This window comes from Thorsellia kenyensis, assembly GCF_042432445.1.
GTDB lineage: Bacteria > Pseudomonadota > Gammaproteobacteria > Enterobacterales > Thorselliaceae > Thorsellia > Thorsellia kenyensis.
Map to the genome: position 1 here is coordinate 39,369 of NZ_JBHLXE010000024.1, position 18,267 is coordinate 57,635.

The window sequence follows — 18,267 nt, forward strand, 5'->3', positions numbered from 1 at the left end:
CATTGATTTTTCCTCTAATCATCAGGGTATTGTATGTCATTATTTAAATTGCTTGCAGATATTTTTAACTCCATTTTTCCTGTCAAAGAAACCAAGATCACACCTGAAGAACTTATTCAAAGATTTATTCAATTATGTTACGAGGAATCTACCATCAAAACTAAGGCACTTCATCAAGTCCTTTCTTTTAACTCGCCATCAGAAAATGATGGCTTAGCTTTTTTAATGAAAAATAGTTTAGATCAACATTTTTCAAAACTCATTAAAGACTCTATGAATGAAGCTTTTTTAGTAAAATTACAAAATAATACCCATGACTTAAAAACGCAAATTATTGATAAAGCATTACATTGTTTACTGCAAGAACTGCCCCATTTTACCTTGATTGATAAAGATGACAGTACATGCTTTGAAATAGCACTCAATAATGCTGAGGATTTATATGATATTGATACTTCCAATATTTTAAAAAAAACTCAAGATAATTTAGATGGTGCGATGACACTAAGCCAAATAAGGCAGCATTTACCTGCTATGAATTTAATGGCTGTCGGATACGCACTTGATAATGGATTTTTGTTCGCTCTGTTACCTGATAATAAAGAGGAAGAGATCAATCAATTAAAATCTGAGCATGGAATGGATTTTTCTATTTATCGTTTTTTAAATAAAATTTACTATGAAAACCTGACTACACCAGCTAATACAATCAATAGATCACTTGATAATAACAAAACAATTTTAGCTGATTATGAGGATAGAGTCTCCCATCATCCAGGCAAAGAATCTATTGACTCTACTTTGACTACCCAAACGAGTATGACAACGCATTCTGGATTTAAAGAGTCCCCTCTATATTCTTCCTTGATATCAAACTTGCAAACCATTTCTGCACATTTAGCATTAATACCCGAAGAGGTTCATGTATTTGAACAGGCAATTGCAGTTTTAAGATGTGAGTATGTTTCAACCATTGAAACGGATTTGTATTTTAAAATTATCAATCAACGCTCAGAAATAAGGCACTTAAACTCTACAGATATTACATTTGAAAAGATAAAATCGAATTCAAATTATTTTGCACAAACAACGTTTTCTTTGGGGTTACTATTTGAATCTTTGCCTTTTACTATCCAGGCTGAACTGCCATTTTGTTCTAATATCGCCGAAAATATTCTGGAAAGAATCGGCTCCAAACTATCCCAAGAAGATCGTTTACTATTAGAAATGCTCTCTGATACTGAGCTGGATGAATACGCAGATGATTTAGGTGAAGAGATTAATGGAAACGGTTCACTGATACTGAAGACTCTAAATTCGTTAAACTTAGCTGTTTTGTCTATCGAAAATGGGACTGATGATATGTGCCTAATAATTATAAAAAAAGAGGCTCTAGATACCGTTTTACAGATACTTGAAAATTTATTACTTACACCAATGGTTATAAATGAGTTTTTTTAACCGATATCCACAAAAAATTACTCATATAATAGTTTAAGGCTTTTTTGGTATAGAGTTAGAGGTTACTTTAGCGTGATGCATTCATAATGCCATGGATTAGATATTTGTAAACCTTTTAATTACCAATTAAATCTAATGTCTACTCTATAGCCTAAAAAGAAACGTACCACATGTAATTAAAAAGTCAAAATCTCAGAAATGACAGAAAAAGAGTTTAAAGTGAACTAAGAAGCCTATTTCTTATTTCTTCTAGCGAGTAATTCACAATGAGTTCTCCATTTTTAAATACGGTTTTTAATGCATTATCTTTTTCAATTTCTGCAAATGAAATTTCATCAACCAATGCATATCCAGATAAAGTTTCGATTACTTTTAAAAAGCCTTTTGCCGATTTTTTTACTTTGTCGGTTTTAGGTGATTTGTACACCATGAGTTCTTTATTATTTACTATCGCTGCTGTGGCTTTTACGGCAAATCCTAATGAATCCCTTGTGACATATTGATAGCTGTGGGAGCCTACACCAAACACAATGTTACTTGATGCAAACCCTTTTTTTTCAAGCCCCTCTAAAATAGATTCTGCACGTGCAAGTGTTATCGAATCACCATAGATTAATCCAACATGAGGATCTAGTACTTTATATCCTTTAGAATTGATAGTACCGCCAAATATATCCCATAAAACTTCAATCGAACCCTTACGTTCAACTTCAGTACTTGCATTAGGATCACCACATACTAAAGTGAGCGGATCACCACTGTCTGGGCGAAAAACTACTCTACCATCTCTTGCTAATATCTCATTTTTAAATTTTAATGCAGTTTGAGAAATCGTTCTCCAATAATCAAAACTATCAGCAACATAAGAACAAAATCCATTAGGATATATTGTTGTTATGAACGCCTTAAAAAAATGTTCTTCAGCGATGGCTCTCATTTCATCGTCAGATAAATGAATTGCGGTTTTATCTTCAGTTGTTTTAAGTAACTCAAATCCTAAAGCAATATTTGTTGTTGCTGTTGAGTGTTCACTTGCTGGTATAGAGCAACCTATATTTTTAGATTTATGGCCTTGGTAATATAAATCTAAGTAGTCAATTGCAAGTACACTATCAGTGCCGGTAAAACTAAGAAGATGCCCAGCGCTAGACTGAGCTGTATCATACAAACCACTCATGCCTCGAAAACTAAAATCATGGCATTGGAAGGTAATGTGGGTATTATCATCACAACTTATTTGGGCATACTTTTCACAAATTTGACGATACTGAAAGGCAATTGTTGCGGCAGTAATGCTTTTCCAATTTTCCGCGTTCATTACCGATTCAAGATAATTCGTTAACCAAAAAAAATCAGGATGTGTGTTATGAATAGTGTAAATAGGGATTTGTATACTAGAACGTACCCCCTCTGCAAGCGCTTTTATTTCGATAGGTAAATAACCTAAATCATGTAATGCCTCAATATGATCATATTCTATTGCACCTTTTCCTAAAGCACCTTCCACCCTACGCTTATATTCATTAACCACTTCTATTTTTGAACGTTGAAAAAATGTTTCATTCCAGAGATCTATTAAATACCACTTTATAAACCCCTGCAGACCAAAAACGACTACTTTCTCATCCCAGCAGGATGATTTAGGGATATTTTTATCTGATCTTGGTGTGAAATTAGAAAATACAAGAGAGGTACCTTGAGGGTATTGTTCTTTGTGTGAGACTTTATACCAATCAATGGCGTTTATTGCGGATAGTTTCATTTTATTGTCCCTTTTGATCTGTATTATTTTATGCTCAGATCTAAACAAGTAGATTAGATTTAAATGATTAAAGTTGTTTAATTACCACATTAAATGTTTAAAAAATAATACTATTAATTATTTTTTTGTCAATTATGTTTTTTATATCAAACCAAAACTACACATAAAAATTATTCAATCAATTTATCTATCTTGGGATGCATATTTCCAGTTTAGAAGTCGAAATTATGAGTTAAGCGTGTAAAAAAGCCACATTGACTGCGGGAAGATCGAATATAACGATTTCCTCTAGTGAAATTGAACTAGGTACCCTATAAAGATACGGTTTTCCTGTAATCATCTTCAGTCTATCTTATATTGCGCATTCATACGATATTTCTTAAGATTGTTTTTTGTGCAGATCTGATTCTAAGCATTTTATTTGGCAGTAAGGGATCAGATCTGATGTAAACATCTCAGTTTCTCTATATCGTTTCGTATTAGATCTCCTACAATTCTTCAAAATAAATGAGAAAATTTCATCTAATAAACTGCACTAGGAAGGACTTTAACAGAATGATCTAACAGGCTTTGAGAAGCTGAAACTGTGATAGGTTTATGTTTGTGTCAGAAACTACATTTGATAATATATTAGGTTCCTTTTAAATTGATTTCGGTAAAAACACCCCTAAAAACCACATTAGAAATAAAGCATTAAAAATCAATTACTCTAAAAATCCATCATATGCCCACTCTCTTTAAAATAGATGGTTTTGCCTGTTTTGCTGGGCAAACAAGATTTTTTTTCCCTATCAGAAGAAAAGAATTGTATAAGACATTAAATACATTTAAATTAAATGTGCGGTACATCACGTTTTATATTTTATGTAAATTTATTGGAGATCATTGTCATGCATTCTTTTTCAGATATTAATGCGCTAGATACCTTTTGGGTAACGTTTACATCCTTATTGGTACTTTTAATGGTTATTCCTGGAATGGCATTATTTTATGCAGGTATGGTCAGCCGAAAAAACACACTTTCTGTAGTTATTCAGGTCACTAGTGCTTTTGTCGTTGGATTGTTTCTTTGGGTTATATTTGGTTACTCTATTGTATTTACTGAATTTAATTCGATTATTGGTGGATTAGATAAAATAGGGCTAAAGGGCACAGTAAATTTATCACAAGAAACTTTTTTAATCATTGGTAATATACCTGAATTAAGCTTTGTTATATTCCAAGGAATTTTTGCAGGATTATCTTGCGCTTTAATTGTAGGGGCCTTAGTGGAAAGAATTAAACTCGTATGCTTACTTGTCTTTGTTACGATTTGGTTTGTTTTTTCTTATTTACCTGTTGCCCATATGGTCTGGTTTTCAAGTGAGAGCCACCCTGGTTGGTTATTTAAACGAGGTGCATTAGACTTTGCTGGAGGAACAGTAGTACACATTAATGCAGGAGCAGCGGCTATTGTTGGTGCTTTGATGATAGGAAGAAGAAAAGGGTTTGATAAAGAAATTTTAAAACCACATAATTTGATAATGACTTATATTGGTGTTGCTTTTTTGTGGGTAGGATGGTTTGGATTTAATTCAGGCTCTGCTTTAGAGATGTCTTTTAATGCAATTATCTCGTTTTTTAATACATTAATTGCGGGCTTGATAGGCTTATTGACTTGGGCATTTATAGATCAAATCAAACATAAAAAAATATCTCTTTTAGGACTATGTTCAGGCTTAATTTCTGGTTTAGTCGGCATTACACCCGCCGCAGCTTATGTCGGTTTTTTAGGTGCGATTTTTATCAGTATTATTACAACTGTATGCTGTTATTTCGTGGTGGAATTAATAAAACACCGTTATAAAATCGATGATAGTTTAGATGTATTTGGGATCCACGGCATGGGTGGCGTGATAGGGGCGTTATTGACAGGAATTTTCTGTTTTCAATTCTTCGGTGGTACTCAATCAGGTGGATTTATTGATTTACTATGGCAGCTATGGATTCAGTTAGAAGGAGTACTAATTACACTCATTTGGTCCTGCTCTGTTAGTTTCGTGGGCATCAAAATACTGCATTTGGTATTTAAAGAACCTAGAGTAAGTCTAGAACAAGAAACTCAGGGCCTTGATATAAGCCTACATTCAGAGTCAATCTATTAAAAACGGTCAACCCAAGAGGATGTAATTCAAATTGTGTATTTGCCCCTTTTTGATATGTTTATTTTTAAACATTAAAAATAGGCAGGTACCTAATAGACGAAAAACAACTTAAAGCTTTAGGTGCAAAATTTTCTAAAAACATTAAAACTGAAGCTAACCTAAACCAATTTTCAAGAATAATAAAGGAGATTATTGTTGAAACAGCTTTAAAAAAAGAAATTACCGAGCATCTTGGCTATGACAAAAAACAACATACAATGAACTCTAATAGTGTTAGATCATTCTGTTAAAGTCCTTTGTTCAAAAACATTTATCTGAGATGTTATTTGAGACAGTAAGTCATGATACAAAAGCAATAGAATCTAAAGAGAAAGTAAAAACAGTAAAAAATGAAGAAAACTCAACAACTGATACACAACCTGAAAATAAAAAAGCTCAGCAACCTCCCAAAAAGAGAGAGCGCCCGACAAAAGGAGAACAAGCACTAAACAAAACCCAGCACGAACAAGAGGAAAAAAATTAACAGTCATCGGCTCACAGCGCACTAAAACTTACCCCGCAGCAATTGAAATGCATCTTACATTTGATTTGGTAGCGGGTACTGCTAACTATGTTGGGCTTGATGCAGATAAAGAAAGTGAAAAACATTATAGGCCATTTGCAGATGAACTTAAAGATACCCTTGTATTAATGAATGCAGGGTATTTTGATATCGAATATTGTAAAGGAATCAATCAATTTAAAGGATTTTTATTTTATGCGAGCGGATAAAAGTATTAACCCGGAAGTGGTTGATTACTTAGCTCCTGACACACGCGAACGAATTTCTTGTCTTAAATATGAGAGCGGTCAAACCTCTATTGTAAAACTGAAGAAACTCAATATTGGTAAAGATAAGGTAGTTGATTTAACGGTTAAATGATGGAAGTTTGATGAAACATTTAGGGTGTTCAAATTCAGGGATAGAAAAACCAATAATAAAGCATATTTAATCACGAACCTACCTGTGGAGCAGTTTAGTGCAAAAAGCGTACTTGAATTATATAGCCTAAGGTGGCAAGTATAGCTATTTTCCAAAGAGTTAAAATCATACTGTAGCATAAAAAAAGTGAATACAGCCGACCCTAACATTGTAAAATAACGTCTTTAAGGCAAGTATCGGAACTTGTCAAGATAGTTGTCAATTTTTTAATTCAAACCTTGAGTTGTAAGATGATGCTAATCTTGTTGATATTATTCAGACTATAAATACAACTAAATCAAACCAGTACTATAAGCCTTTTCACAATCAAATTAAAAAACCAGAATGCACCCAATTTATACAATACATGGCTGATAAAGAAATTCGGCATCTTTTTATCGAATCCTTTAAATCGACATTCCGCTGTTCAAAAAGTCACAATTGATTTTTTTAAATTATATCAATTGTTTATAAAAAATAACATAATAAAACTCACAAAAAAACCTTTTAAGTAAGCATTTTTTGAACAGCGAAATATCGGCTGGAAAATACTGAGCATAGTCGAATCTAATTATGTAAATATGTACAAAATATAATTTACCTCTAAAGTTTTTTTCATGCTTGGGCGTTATACTCGCCTTAATACTATCTAAAACCTTAGAAATAGGCTTTACAATAATAAAAAAGAGTTTAAAACTAGCTTTTCTATTATCAAAAACAAATGGTAACGTGGAAAAATAATCTAAATTTTTACTGTTGACTAAATATATAGTTAGATCTAAAAAAACATAAACATATTTTGCCATGTTGGATCTATTAAGGACACAATAGATTTTTATGGTAGTTAATCGCATTTTCAAATGTAGAAAGATCAGCATCCATGACTTGACCGTAAGAACGACTAATAAAAACATCATAGCTTTGCAGCAAACTTTCATAAAACATAATAATAATGGATTTTTTATCTAGTTTTGCATTTCTTTGAATACTCATAGCATACTCGTCAAATACATCGATGATTCTATCCGCAAAGAGGCTTAACGTTCGCGCCTCTGTCGGATATACAAAGCGTAAACAGTCATGAGAATGTGATGGGTAGTGTTTGATTTTTTTAAAAAGATATTGACAAAAATAAGTGATAAAAAAATTTGATCCTAATTCTATATCTTTGTTCTCTAATAATTCAACTATTTCAATCATTCGAACAGTATTTTGTTTGTAAATGCAATGAGTTAACTCTGCTTCTATTACCCAAGGATTTAGTTCTTCAAGTGCTTTTGCTTTAGATAATAAATGATCAATTTGTGTTTTATCTGGGGTTACCATTATCCCTTTATCCCAATAACTAGTATGAGAATATAATAAATTGAAGAGTTTTATTATTAAGGACCTTAACTCCCCTAGTTCGATTGAATCGGTCCCTACATATTTCATCCAAACATAACTGTATTTTTGCTGATCAGTTAAATATCTAATTGAGTCGATAAGTGTCTTAAAAAATGCAGCACTTTCGTCTAATTGTTTATCTTTTCTGTCATTTATTGGAGTTAAATTTACTTTTAAATTACAGTCTAAACAAAGGGCATCCGTTGCATCATCTAAATCATACAGATTTTCTTTAATAGCTGATCTTAGCTCTTGGTATTTCTTTTGTTCATAAAGAATAAAAAGTTTAATACGTTTTACCTTTAACACTACATTTAATTTTGTTATATGTTTATATGTATCTATTGACTCTTCTACATCCTTTTGTGTTTTAAACCAAGACTCATATAAGAAAAGTAAAATAGGTGGATTGCCGCTTAAGGGCGTAAAGTGATATTTATTGCTTATCCATTCAAGCCATTTTTTTTCAGTGGGTTCTTTATTCTTTTCAGCAAGATCAAGGTGTGTACAATAGAGAAGCAGAACATCTATCTTTAACAAAAAAATATCATAGTTATATTTTTTTCCAAATGCATTAATTAAGAAATTTACTTTATCAAGATAAACCGTTAGCATAAGTTTATCGTCCTCTGCAAGATAAACGCATAACCTGTGATAGTAGAGACTTAGTACTTCTCGAAAGAGTTGTGGTAATTTTTTGGGTAAGGGGAGATTAGTGTTAGATAACGATAAAAATTCATTCTTAAATAAAAGGCGCTTATGATGAAACATATAATCTGCTGCAATAGAACTAGGCGCATGTTTACTTAATAGCTGTTTTAAATAGTTCAACCGTTCATGAATAAACGCAACATTATCAATATAATAATCCGATTCAACAAAGGCTAAGTTCTCTTTTAGAAAAAGAGCTTTTTCAAGTTGATAAAAAGTATTAACTATTTTAATAGTTAATACATGCAGACAGATTTTATTCTTAGTCAAATTGGCTAATTCAATTCGATGGATGTTTACAAAAAAGTCTAAAAATACTCGATTATTTTCACTTAATGTATTTTGGTGATTCATGTCTATCAGAAAGTGATCTAATACAAATGCGCACTCATCAAGCTGCATGAGATTAGTTTTTATAGTAAACACTTTGTTTAATAGAAATAAATTATCTGGCGCTAGCGTTTGATTACCTAATAATTCCAATCGTTTTTGAATGACTTTGTTTTGAATTTCAATGTCAGTCAAATTATCTTCATTACTGATGGCTTCTGTACTTTCATAATATTCATCAATATCATGTTCAAGCTCTTCAAACCAATCAAAAAGAGCTTGTCCTGTTAGTGTGTTTTTTGCTCTATCCATATGTTATTTAGCCCTTCTCGATAGGCATCTATTTTTAATCTGTGATTAGAATAAAAAATAAAGCAACAGTTATAGTAAATAAAAAGTCGACTCAAAGTACTAAATTAATCGCTAATTCAGACAGAGTTATTTATTTGACATCAGGTTTGCCTTGTTAAATAGATTCACATAAACATTTAAGTTCATCTATGAATAAAAAATTTACCGCTTTTTTATTAAAACGTTAAATTTGTTCATTGACATAATTCAAAAGCTTACCTATATTCTTAACTTTAAATAATAACCTTACAATTTATTTTCATAAACTTACAAATGATTTTTTACTCTTGATATCCCTGAATTATCTAATACGCTGAATAACAACAATAAAAATTTAATGCGAGAGAATAAAGTAACTTTTTAGACCATCTATTCCCTTATGAATTTTTTTATCAAACGTTTATTGATGATTGTTGCATTACAGTTAAGACAAAAAAACTGGGGAATTAAATTTATTGGCATGGGCTGAATTATTTCATGTCAATTCATTAAAAATACATTTTAAACTTTAAATCTTTGGATGATAACCAATGCTATTTTTTTATCATCCCAATATGGATGACATTACTTGGAGAATAATATGTCAAATAATCAATCAAAACCACCTAGTATGAGTAAAGTAGCAACGGCTAGTTTCATTGGTACAGCGATAGAGTATTATGATTTTTATATCTATGCTACCGCTGTTGCATTGGTCATTGGTCCCATTTTTTTTCCTCCAGGGGACGCCTCTGCTCAAACATTAAATGCCTTTGTCACTTTTGGTATTGCATTTGTTGCAAGACCCATTGGGTCGTTGCTTTTTGGCCATTTTGGCGACCGTTTAGGAAGAAAAACAGTACTCGTCAGTTCTCTACTCCTAATGGGCATTGCGACCACTCTGATAGGTTTATTACCCTCTTATGCGCAATGGGGCATAGCAGCACCAGTCATCTTATGTGTATTGCGATTTTTACAAGGCTTAGGACTTGGTGGTGAATGGGGAGGCGCTGCTTTATTGGCCACTGAATATGCTCCTAAAAATAAAAAAGCGTGGTATGGAATGTTTCCTCAACTGGGTCCTTCTGTAGGTTTTTTACTGTCCAGTGGAATTTTTTTCCTATTATCAATTTCACTTACGGATGACGCATTTAAAAGTTGGGGATGGCGTGTACCTTTTGTCCTTAGTGCAGTGCTTGTCGTTATTGGATTATATGTGCGCCTAAGTATTGCAGAAACACCAGCTTTCAAAAAAGCCCAAGAGAAACAACAATTAAGTAAAGCGCCTGTAAAAGAAGTGCTGACTAAACATGCAAAACCACTTGTTCTTGGCTCTTTATCAATGGTGGTATGTTACGCATTATTCTATATTGCCACTGTGTACACTCTTAAACACAGTACAGAGTATATGGGTTTTTCTAGAAGCGACATTCTTCCATTGATGTGTGGAGCTATTGTATTTATGGCAATTGCAACCCCTATATCAGCAGCACTTTGTGATAAATTTGGCAGAAAACCAATTCTAATCATAAGTGGTATTATTGCTTTTATGACAGGATTTACGCTAGAGCCACTTTTAGGTTTTGGGTATTGGGGTATTTTTGCATTTCTCGCTTTAAGTCTATTTATGATGGGGATGACATTTGCACCAATGGGTGCTTTTTTACCTGAATTATTTCCAACGCAAGTTCGTTATACAGGCGCCTCATTTGCCTATAACTTAGGGGGAATTCTTGGCGCCTCATTAGCCCCTTATTTGGCACAAAAACTTTTCCTAATGGGAGGATTAAGTTATGTTGGTTTTTATATAAGCATTGCTGCAAGCATTAGTCTATTGGCTTTGTTCTTAACTCATGAAACAAAAGATACTAACCTGCAAGTCTAATTATGAGGTAGGCTTAAACAATATTTTTTAATTTTTATGTATGTTTACATCACTGCTTTTAAGTCAGGATGTAAACATAAACGTTGTCACTGACCCACAAATTTAACAAATAGTGACTAACATTACCTCATTTAAGCTTGGATCATTGCATGCCAATATTTCTATATTTTGCAAAAATAAAAGCCTATTTCTCATAGTACACTTACTGAGACATGCCATACTCAATCAAGCTAATTATTGCACTTATACTAAAACTCAAATTTTGCCTTTCTATATGCACATACAGCCTTAGGCTATTAAAAAATAAAATCTCTATTCCTCACTCTCCATCCAATTATTGCAAAGTTGCTATCATCTAAATTAATCTTAAGTCAAAAACGTTTTTAAAATTTATTCATCGTAAAAAATCAGGTTATGTATTAATATGCTCAAGATAGTCATGTGATATAAAAAATGATAACCTTTCGATTCAGTTTTTAAAATATAGGGCAAAACATGTTTGAAGAAAAAGAAGCTATAGGCAAAAAAGGCAAAATAAAAGTATCTTACGTCAAAAAGGAAAATAAAGAAGGAAACACTTCTCTAAATGTTTACAAGGACAGAGATAGAAGTAAAGATAGAAATCATGATAGGGCAAATTCAACGAGTAGATCAAAGCGCTGGAGTACAACAGAACAACAAACACAACATAAGAACCCTAAAAAAAGTCGCACATTGCCTGGCCAACAAATTAGCCCTAAGAGCAGAGAGTGGTTAAGTCAATATCAAGATGAAAGAGAGATGCCAAATGTATCTCAATCCCATGATGACTATTTGATATCAAATGAAGAGAGTATAACGTCTGAAGATGCAGAATTTAAGGCACTATTAAAATCACAAAGACAAAATGAAATTAAAGTTTATGGTGAAAATGCTTGCCAAGCAATATTCAAATACAGAAAAGAATCTATTATCAAAGCATGGTTTGTTGAGTCAATAACTTATCGATTTAAAAATACCTTAAGCTTCCTTGCAAAACAAAAGCTTGGCTACAATATAGTTGCTAAAGAAGAGTTAATTAAAATTGCAGGGACTGAGCATCATGGTGGGGTTTGTTTTATTGTTAAAAAAAGACCTTATTTTGAGTTAAATGAATACATTCAATCAGCACAAAAAAATGACTGTATTTTAGCATTAGAAGGTGTTGCAAACCCACATAATATTGGTGCAATCGTTAGATCAGCTGCACACTTTGGAGTTAAAGCGATTATTCATCAAGATCCTTCCATTTTAGAGTCTGGTGCAGCGATAAGAACAGCAGAAGGAGGCGCTGAATTTGTAAAACCGATAAATACAATCGATTTTTATGATTCACTCATCTGCCTACAAAAAGCGGGTTATACGTTGATAAGCACTTCAAGTCATCAAGGAAAACCACTTTCTAAAACAAAATTACCCAATAAGTGTGTTTTACTCATCGGACAAGAACAAGATGGCTTGACAGATAGTACATGGGAAAAAGGAAATTTAAAAATTTCCATTGATGGTACCGGTCAAGTTGAAAGTTTGAATGTATCAGTTGCTACAGCCATCATTTTATCTAAATGGTGGCAAGATACTCATTTTTTTCAGAAAAATGATAGCCAATAACAATGGTCAATGGCTTAGACTGAATAAATGTTACAAAAGTGTCAATTTCAGTAAAATAGTTTTACAACCTCTATCTTTAAGGTAGAATTAAAATGTTTTATGAATTTGAAATTAATCTGAGTGATACAAATCACTTAATTAAACTAAGGAGTCTATTATGGACGTAGGTGCAGTTAACTCAATCGTTTCTACCGCTTCAGCGTTAGATCAAATTTCATTGCAATCACAAGTCAGCACTTCTGTTATGAAAAAAACTATGGACATCAATGAAAGCCATGCAGCTTCATTAATTTCAATGATTAACCAATCTCCTCTCGCAACTAGCGGTAGTGTTGGTACTCGAATCAATACAACTGCCTAACTGTTTAGCAGTTTTTGGGTTACCTTCGTTAATAAGGTAACCATTTTTCAAAAGCGGATTAAATTATCCGCCGGCCAGTTTAACTTTAAACCCTTTATCTTCAAGAAATTGCTTTATTAATTCTCGTTTATCCCCTTGGATTTCAATTATACCGTTTTTACAAACTCCGCCACAGCCTAATTTTTTTTTAAGTGCTGAAGTCAGTTCACTTATTTGAGTGTCATCCAAATCTAATCCGGTGATAATGCAGACCCCTTTTCCTTTTCTTCCAGTCGTTTGGCGACTGATTCTGACAATACCGTCTCCTTTAGGTCGCTCTGTTTTTTTAGGTTCTTCCTTAATTCTTCCTATCGCAGTTGAATAAACCAATTGACTATTGTTGTCTTCCATTAAATTACCTATTGAATGTTTAAATTAATCAGTGATTACCTTCTAAAAAGATCTAGTTCAACATTTAAAAGCAAAAGTAGAGCAGATTCTCCTCCCCATGCCTTTGTCGCTTGATGAAATGCGAGAATTGAAGGGTGTTGGGCTAACCAAAAAGGAATGTTTTGTTTAAGGATATTTTTTCCAAAACCGTGCATTATGCAAGCACACTGCACACTCTCTTTTAGACAAGCAGTAACTAATGCACTTATTTCTCTTTTTGCTTGCAATTGGGTAAGTCCATGCACATCCAAAAATAATTCAGGTGTGTAGTCACCTCTTCCCAAGCGTTTAAGTTCAAAACTGTCCACGTTAGGTTGTATAAAACGCATTGGGCCCTCTGTCGGCAGATTCGGTTGATAGATATCAGAAAAAGGAAAGAATAATTCCTCATTTTCTTTGTTATCTTTTGAGCGATTGAATTGATTATAAGCATTTCTAGATTTATTATATGTTTTAGGGATAATAACATCTTGCTTTAGGATTTTAGCTCCTTTTGTCGCTTCTCTAAATAGACTCAGCTCTTCAAATTTATCCATATTCTTCACCATCACATTGCGCTTAAAATAATCAAATTCTTTTGATTGGAATTTTTCATTGTATTAAAGGTACATCAGTACTAATTAATATCTCATCTATTGCAATGATATTTTTGATTTCCCTATGTCTTATTTTTGCGTATCAGTGGTTTTGTCAGAAGAGTTTTGCATTTGAGAATCAATATCCGTTTGCAAACTCGTATTTTCATTTTTTTCAATCATCTTGGCATTTTTAAACAGATATACCATTTGTAGAACCAAAAAAACAACCAGTAGAACAGGCATACCAAACATCTTAAAATTTACCCATGTGTCTAAATCATAATGCCATCCAACAAATAAATTTAAGCCACTGCAAAAAATTAAAAAAATAATAAGTGCAATATTGATATTTCGCCAAACGTGCTTTGGCGCAGTAAGTTCATCTTTCATCGCCACCTCCATCGCACTTTTTTTAGTAACGAAGGTAGTTATTACCAATCCTATTGCTAAAATCCAATAAATTATGGTGACTTTCCATATTAAAAAGGATTCATTTTGAAATTTGATGGTCAATAATCCAAAAATAACCAATAAAATATTACTAAAAAGCATCATCTTATCGATTCGTTTATACAAAAAATAATAGATTACGGTCGAAAGAACTGTAAGACCTATAAGGGCTTTAGTCGCTAAAAAAATATCATATTTTTTGTAGATGACAAAAAATATGATCACAGGTAAAAATTTTAAAATCGCATTCATATATGAAATCCTATCAGTTAAAAAAGTACTAAATTTTAGCACATAGTGTGACTATATTTAAGTTTATCTTATAGATCTAAGTTGTAAAACTTGGCAAATTAGAGTCTTCATTCTTATTTACTACATGCTCACGTCGTTTTATTAGCGCGAGATATTAATCTCGTGATGATTTTAAAATATATTGGATAACGGCTTTTAAATACACATCTTCGGCTTTGTAGCTTTACAAATACCATTAAGCACATTATATTTACTCAAAATGAGTTATATTCCATAATTTGAAATAATTACACAAATGCATTACTGACAAAACGGACTTTATGATGAAACTTTTGAGTAAATATACCCTGTTTAAATTTATGCCTGGCCTCAAAAACCTCTTCGAATATCAAAGAGACTGGCTTGGCCCTGATATCAAAGCGGGGCTTTCTGTAAGTGCTGTAGCTTTACCAATTGCAATTGCCTATGCCGAATTAACTGGGGTTAGTCCTATTGTGGGTCTTTATGCATGTATATTACCTATGATTGCTTATGCACTTTTTGGCTCCTCTCGACAGTTAATCATAGGCCCTGATGCTGCGACTTGTGCAATTATTGCTGCAGTTGTAGCTCCATTAGCTCTCTCAAACCCTCAAGTTTATCTTCAATTAGTGATCATAATGACATTTATGACAGGTATTTGGTGCTTAATAGCAAGTAAACTCCATCTAGGAGCACTAGCGGATTTATTATCTCGTCCTATTTTAACCGGGTTACTTAACGGTGTAGCCATTACAATTATCATTGGTCAATTAAATAAAGTATTAGGATATACAAGTAATAGCAATCAATTAATTGAAATTTTATATAATCTACCAGTAGAAATACAAACCATCCACTGGCCTAGTTTTATCAGTTCAGCTCTAACTTTAGCCCTTTTGATTCTCTTTAGGCGTTTTTTTTCAAAATTACCTGCACCCTTAATAGTTATGGTAATCATGACGTTTCTAGCTGCATTCTTGGCAGAACAATTTAATATAGACATGATTGGTGAAGTCAGAAAATCTAGTTCATTACCTGATTTTTCTAATTTTCCGCCTGGATTACTTCGTGAACTATTAGTTCCCTCATTAAATTTAGCCCTAGTTAGCTTTGTTAGCCTCATGCTAACAGCAAGAAGTTTTGCTACAAAAAATCGCTATGAGATTGATGCGAATGCAGAGTTTAGGGCGCTTGGTATTGCCAATATTCTTTCTGCTATTTCGCAAGGTTTCGCTGTGAGTGGAGCAAGCTCAAGAACGGCTGTGAATGACAATGTAGGTGGTAAAACTCAACTGGTTTCAATCATAGCCGCAGCGGTTATTGCCTTTGTACTCTTTTTTATGACTGCCCCTTTGAAATACATACCGATTTCGTCTCTTGGTGTTGTTCTTATTTATGCTACATGGTCACTTATCGATTTCAAGAATATCAGAAAATTACGCAAACGAGATAAAGCAGCTTTTCGTTTAGCTATTTTCACGGTCGTCATGGTACTCACTGTTGGAGTTATCGCTGGTATTGGCTTAGCTGTATTAGTCGGTTTGATGCAATTTTTGAGAATTATTTTTAGGCCTACTGAAAGTTTGCTAGGTGCTGATGAGGAAGGCAGAATTCATTCTCTTTCTTCAAACAAGGAGGTAAAACCGATTGAAAATACCATCATCTACCGTTTTAACTCTCCTCTGACTTATTTCAATATTGCCTACTTTAAAAGAAGAATAAATCAGTTAGTAGAAAACTCTGATGGCTTAGAATCAACAGAAATAAAGTGGGTGATTATTGATGCTGTTTCTGCATTAACTCATTCTGACGTGAGTGTCATAGCTGGACTCAAAGAACTTAAAAAAGAGTTAAACATCAAAGGAATTCAAATTCTTTTTGCGGGCAGAAAAACCAATTTAACTCAATGGCTTAGAGTCAAAGAAACCAATAAAGATTGGCTTTTGTTTAATGATTTATACCTCGCTGTTCGCTATGTGCAAAGTATCACTCAAATAGATGAGGAGAATCAAATTGAAAATAGTGATTCAAATTCAACGATTAATACTCAAGAAACCATCCGAAACAAAGTTGAAATTGATAAAAATGCCCCAATAATTAGTTTAAGCCATTATAATGCGCTAAAGCCTATTTAAATTAAATCAATTGTAAAGGATTATTCTAATGAAATATATTGGCGCACATGTGAGCGCATCTGGCGGTGTACATAACGCCATTGAAAGGGCTCATGAAATAAATGCTAATGCCCTTGCTCTTTTCACAAAAAACCAAAGGCAGTGGCAAGCCCCTCCTTTAAGTAAAGAGATTATAGAAGCCTTCAATGCTAATTGTATAAAGTATGCGATTGATAAAACTAAAATTCTTCCCCATGATAGTTATTTAATTAACTTAGGGCATCCTAATCATGAATCTTTGGTTAAATCAAGGAATGCGTTTATTGATGAAATGCAAAGGGCAGATCTTTTAGGTCTTTCTTTATTGAATTTTCATCCTGGAAGTCATCTTAACGAAATTACTGTTGACGAGTGTCTCACAAGAATTAGTGACTCAATAAACATGGCATTAGATGCAACCTCAAACGTTATTGCCGTTATTGAAAACACCGCTGGACAGGGCTCAAATCTCGGTTATAAATTTGAACATCTTGCTCAAATCATTGAGGGTGTCAATGATAAAAGTCGTGTCGGTGTCTGTATAGATACTTGTCATGCCTTTGCTGCGGGGTATGATCTAAGAACCCATGATGATTGTAAAAAAACTTTTGAACAATTCGAAAAAATTGTTGGTTTTAACTATTTAAAAGGGATGCATCTGAATGATGCAAAAAGTACTTTTGCTAGTCGAGTAGACAGACATCATAGTCTTGGACAAGGAAATATAGGTGAAGATGTTTTTAAATTTATTATGCAAAACCCCGCTTTTGATGATATTCCCCTGATATTAGAAACCATAAACCCTGACATATGGAAAGAGGAAATTCAATGGCTTCGCTCTTTGATGGATTAATTATGTTTATAACATTCACTTTTTAACAGGATATTGCTTATTACTATGATTAAAACTCAGTTCAATATTGGCCAATCAGTTAGGCATAAGCTATTAGGCTTGCCTGGAGTCGTTGTGGATGTTGATGCTGAATATGGTTTGATTGAACCGAAAATCAGTGAATTAGATATTCATGAATCTTTTTTTAAAAGACCATGGTACCATGTGGTATTACAAGATGAAGACGGTAATCATATTCACACTTACCTCGCTGAAACACAAATCATGGAAAGATTAAGTTCAGAAGATGATGAAACTGAAAAACTCAATGATATCCGTCGCTCTGTTCTAAGCCAATTTAATTACATGAAAAACAGAACTTAATTTTCAGTCTTCAAAGACAAGTTTACAAAAACAAGTGATTGATTTAAGATTTTGTGGTAAATTATCTGAAAGAATTTCTACTATGAATATCCAATCGTAATATTCACTTTTCGCTAAAAGCTTACTGTAGATGAGTCTTTATTTTTTACTTTTCTACAACAATAAAATAGAGTGTTTTAATACAACACTCTTAGTAACTATCTGAGGT

The 18,267-nt window shown here is 33.0% G+C and carries 16 protein-coding genes; 11 read left to right on the forward strand and 5 right to left on the reverse strand.

The features are described from left to right. Positions 1–33 precede the first annotated feature (33 nt). Positions 34–1,461, forward strand: coding sequence for a hypothetical protein (locus ACFFIT_RS02250; RefSeq protein WP_385875987.1), 1,428 nt, complete (start codon positions 34–36; stop codon positions 1,459–1,461). 214 nt (positions 1,462–1,675) lie between these two features. Here the strand turns inward: ACFFIT_RS02250 and ACFFIT_RS02255 are convergent, their stop codons facing one another. After that, positions 1,676–3,223, reverse strand: coding sequence for a nicotinate phosphoribosyltransferase (locus ACFFIT_RS02255; RefSeq protein WP_385875990.1), 1,548 nt, complete (start codon positions 3,221–3,223; stop codon positions 1,676–1,678). 890 nt (positions 3,224–4,113) lie between these two features. Here ACFFIT_RS02255 and ACFFIT_RS02260 point away from each other — a divergent pair. From ACFFIT_RS02260 to ACFFIT_RS02275, 4 genes are all read left to right on the forward strand, one after another. Further along, the gene (locus ACFFIT_RS02260) at positions 4,114–5,367 is read left to right on the forward strand and encodes an ammonium transporter (RefSeq protein ID WP_385875992.1); all 1,254 of its coding nucleotides are present in this window, start codon (positions 4,114–4,116) and stop codon (positions 5,365–5,367) included. Between the two features lie 319 nt (positions 5,368–5,686). Then, positions 5,687–5,890 (forward strand): hypothetical protein, encoded by a 204-nt coding sequence (locus tag ACFFIT_RS02265; RefSeq protein WP_385875994.1) that lies wholly within the window; start codon positions 5,687–5,689, stop codon positions 5,888–5,890. A gap of 47 nt (positions 5,891–5,937) precedes the next feature. Next, entirely contained in the window at positions 5,938–6,138 is a 201-nt protein-coding gene (locus ACFFIT_RS02270) for a hypothetical protein (RefSeq protein WP_385875996.1), read from the forward strand. Next, positions 6,125–6,289, forward strand: coding sequence for a hypothetical protein (locus ACFFIT_RS02275; protein WP_385875998.1), 165 nt, complete (start codon positions 6,125–6,127; stop codon positions 6,287–6,289). Before ACFFIT_RS02270 ends, ACFFIT_RS02275 begins: the two co-directional genes overlap by 14 nt. Before the next feature lie 855 nt (positions 6,290–7,144). Here the strand turns inward: ACFFIT_RS02275 and ACFFIT_RS02280 are convergent. Beyond that, positions 7,145–9,067: a hypothetical protein gene (locus tag ACFFIT_RS02280; RefSeq protein WP_385876000.1), complete on the reverse strand. Its 1,923-nt coding sequence runs from the start codon at positions 9,065–9,067 to the stop codon at positions 7,145–7,147. A gap of 619 nt (positions 9,068–9,686) precedes the next feature. Between ACFFIT_RS02280 and ACFFIT_RS02285 the strand changes: the two genes are divergently transcribed. From ACFFIT_RS02285 to ACFFIT_RS02295, 3 genes are all read left to right on the forward strand, one after another. Beyond that, positions 9,687–10,970: an MFS transporter gene (locus tag ACFFIT_RS02285; protein ID WP_385876001.1), complete on the forward strand. Its 1,284-nt coding sequence runs from the start codon at positions 9,687–9,689 to the stop codon at positions 10,968–10,970. Between the two features lie 495 nt (positions 10,971–11,465). Continuing rightward, the gene (locus ACFFIT_RS02290; protein WP_385876003.1) at positions 11,466–12,599 is read left to right on the forward strand and encodes a tRNA/rRNA methyltransferase; all 1,134 of its coding nucleotides are present in this window, start codon (positions 11,466–11,468) and stop codon (positions 12,597–12,599) included. A gap of 157 nt (positions 12,600–12,756) precedes the next feature. Next, positions 12,757–12,960: a YjfB family protein gene (locus tag ACFFIT_RS02295; protein ID WP_385876005.1), complete on the forward strand. Its 204-nt coding sequence runs from the start codon at positions 12,757–12,759 to the stop codon at positions 12,958–12,960. A gap of 63 nt (positions 12,961–13,023) precedes the next feature. On the opposite strand, the gene yciH is transcribed toward ACFFIT_RS02295, so the two are convergent. The 3 genes from yciH to ACFFIT_RS02310 form a co-directional block, all read right to left on the reverse strand. After that, positions 13,024–13,350 carry a stress response translation initiation inhibitor YciH gene (yciH, locus tag ACFFIT_RS02300; protein WP_385876007.1) on the reverse strand — a complete coding sequence of 109 codons (327 nt, stop codon included), beginning with the start codon at positions 13,348–13,350 and terminating at the stop codon, positions 13,024–13,026. Positions 13,351–13,385: 35 nt separating this feature from the next. Then, positions 13,386–13,925 (reverse strand): endonuclease SmrB, encoded by a 540-nt coding sequence (smrB, locus tag ACFFIT_RS02305; RefSeq protein ID WP_385876009.1) that lies wholly within the window; start codon positions 13,923–13,925, stop codon positions 13,386–13,388. A gap of 129 nt (positions 13,926–14,054) precedes the next feature. Beyond that, positions 14,055–14,669 (reverse strand): inner membrane-spanning protein YciB, encoded by a 615-nt coding sequence (locus ACFFIT_RS02310; protein WP_385876010.1) that lies wholly within the window; start codon positions 14,667–14,669, stop codon positions 14,055–14,057. A gap of 323 nt (positions 14,670–14,992) precedes the next feature. Between ACFFIT_RS02310 and ACFFIT_RS02315 the strand changes: the two genes are divergently transcribed. Genes ACFFIT_RS02315 through hspQ form a run of 3 tightly spaced genes read left to right on the forward strand, consistent with a single transcriptional unit; the run spans position 14,993 to position 18,059 of the window. Beyond that, the gene (locus tag ACFFIT_RS02315) at positions 14,993–16,825 is read left to right on the forward strand and encodes a SulP family inorganic anion transporter (protein ID WP_385876012.1); all 1,833 of its coding nucleotides are present in this window, start codon (positions 14,993–14,995) and stop codon (positions 16,823–16,825) included. Positions 16,826–16,853: 28 nt separating this feature from the next. Further along, positions 16,854–17,696, forward strand: a complete 843-nt coding sequence (gene nfo / locus ACFFIT_RS02320; protein WP_385876014.1) for a deoxyribonuclease IV — start codon at positions 16,854–16,856, stop codon at positions 17,694–17,696. Between the two features lie 45 nt (positions 17,697–17,741). Continuing rightward, positions 17,742–18,059 (forward strand): heat shock protein HspQ, encoded by a 318-nt coding sequence (gene hspQ / locus ACFFIT_RS02325; RefSeq protein ID WP_385876016.1) that lies wholly within the window; start codon positions 17,742–17,744, stop codon positions 18,057–18,059. The last annotated feature ends 208 nt before the right edge of the window (positions 18,060–18,267 follow it).

Coding starts and splice junctions, on each gene's coding strand:
- ACFFIT_RS02250 (WP_385875987.1), top strand. CDS start 34: ATGTCATTATTTAAATTGCTTGCAGATATTTTTAACTCCATTTTTCCT.
- ACFFIT_RS02255 (WP_385875990.1), bottom strand. CDS start 3,223: ATGAAACTATCCGCAATAAACGCCATTGATTGGTATAAAGTCTCACAC.
- ACFFIT_RS02260 (WP_385875992.1), top strand. CDS start 4,114: ATGCATTCTTTTTCAGATATTAATGCGCTAGATACCTTTTGGGTAACG.
- ACFFIT_RS02265 (WP_385875994.1), top strand. CDS start 5,687: ATGTTATTTGAGACAGTAAGTCATGATACAAAAGCAATAGAATCTAAA.
- ACFFIT_RS02270 (WP_385875996.1), top strand. CDS start 5,938: ATGCATCTTACATTTGATTTGGTAGCGGGTACTGCTAACTATGTTGGG.
- ACFFIT_RS02275 (WP_385875998.1), top strand. CDS start 6,125: ATGCGAGCGGATAAAAGTATTAACCCGGAAGTGGTTGATTACTTAGCT.
- ACFFIT_RS02280 (WP_385876000.1), bottom strand. CDS start 9,067: ATGGATAGAGCAAAAAACACACTAACAGGACAAGCTCTTTTTGATTGG.
- ACFFIT_RS02285 (WP_385876001.1), top strand. CDS start 9,687: ATGTCAAATAATCAATCAAAACCACCTAGTATGAGTAAAGTAGCAACG.
- ACFFIT_RS02290 (WP_385876003.1), top strand. CDS start 11,466: ATGTTTGAAGAAAAAGAAGCTATAGGCAAAAAAGGCAAAATAAAAGTA.
- ACFFIT_RS02295 (WP_385876005.1), top strand. CDS start 12,757: ATGGACGTAGGTGCAGTTAACTCAATCGTTTCTACCGCTTCAGCGTTA.
- yciH (WP_385876007.1), bottom strand. CDS start 13,350: ATGGAAGACAACAATAGTCAATTGGTTTATTCAACTGCGATAGGAAGA.
- smrB (WP_385876009.1), bottom strand. CDS start 13,925: ATGGATAAATTTGAAGAGCTGAGTCTATTTAGAGAAGCGACAAAAGGA.
- ACFFIT_RS02310 (WP_385876010.1), bottom strand. CDS start 14,669: ATGAATGCGATTTTAAAATTTTTACCTGTGATCATATTTTTTGTCATC.
- ACFFIT_RS02315 (WP_385876012.1), top strand. CDS start 14,993: ATGAAACTTTTGAGTAAATATACCCTGTTTAAATTTATGCCTGGCCTC.
- nfo (WP_385876014.1), top strand. CDS start 16,854: ATGAAATATATTGGCGCACATGTGAGCGCATCTGGCGGTGTACATAAC.
- hspQ (WP_385876016.1), top strand. CDS start 17,742: ATGATTAAAACTCAGTTCAATATTGGCCAATCAGTTAGGCATAAGCTA.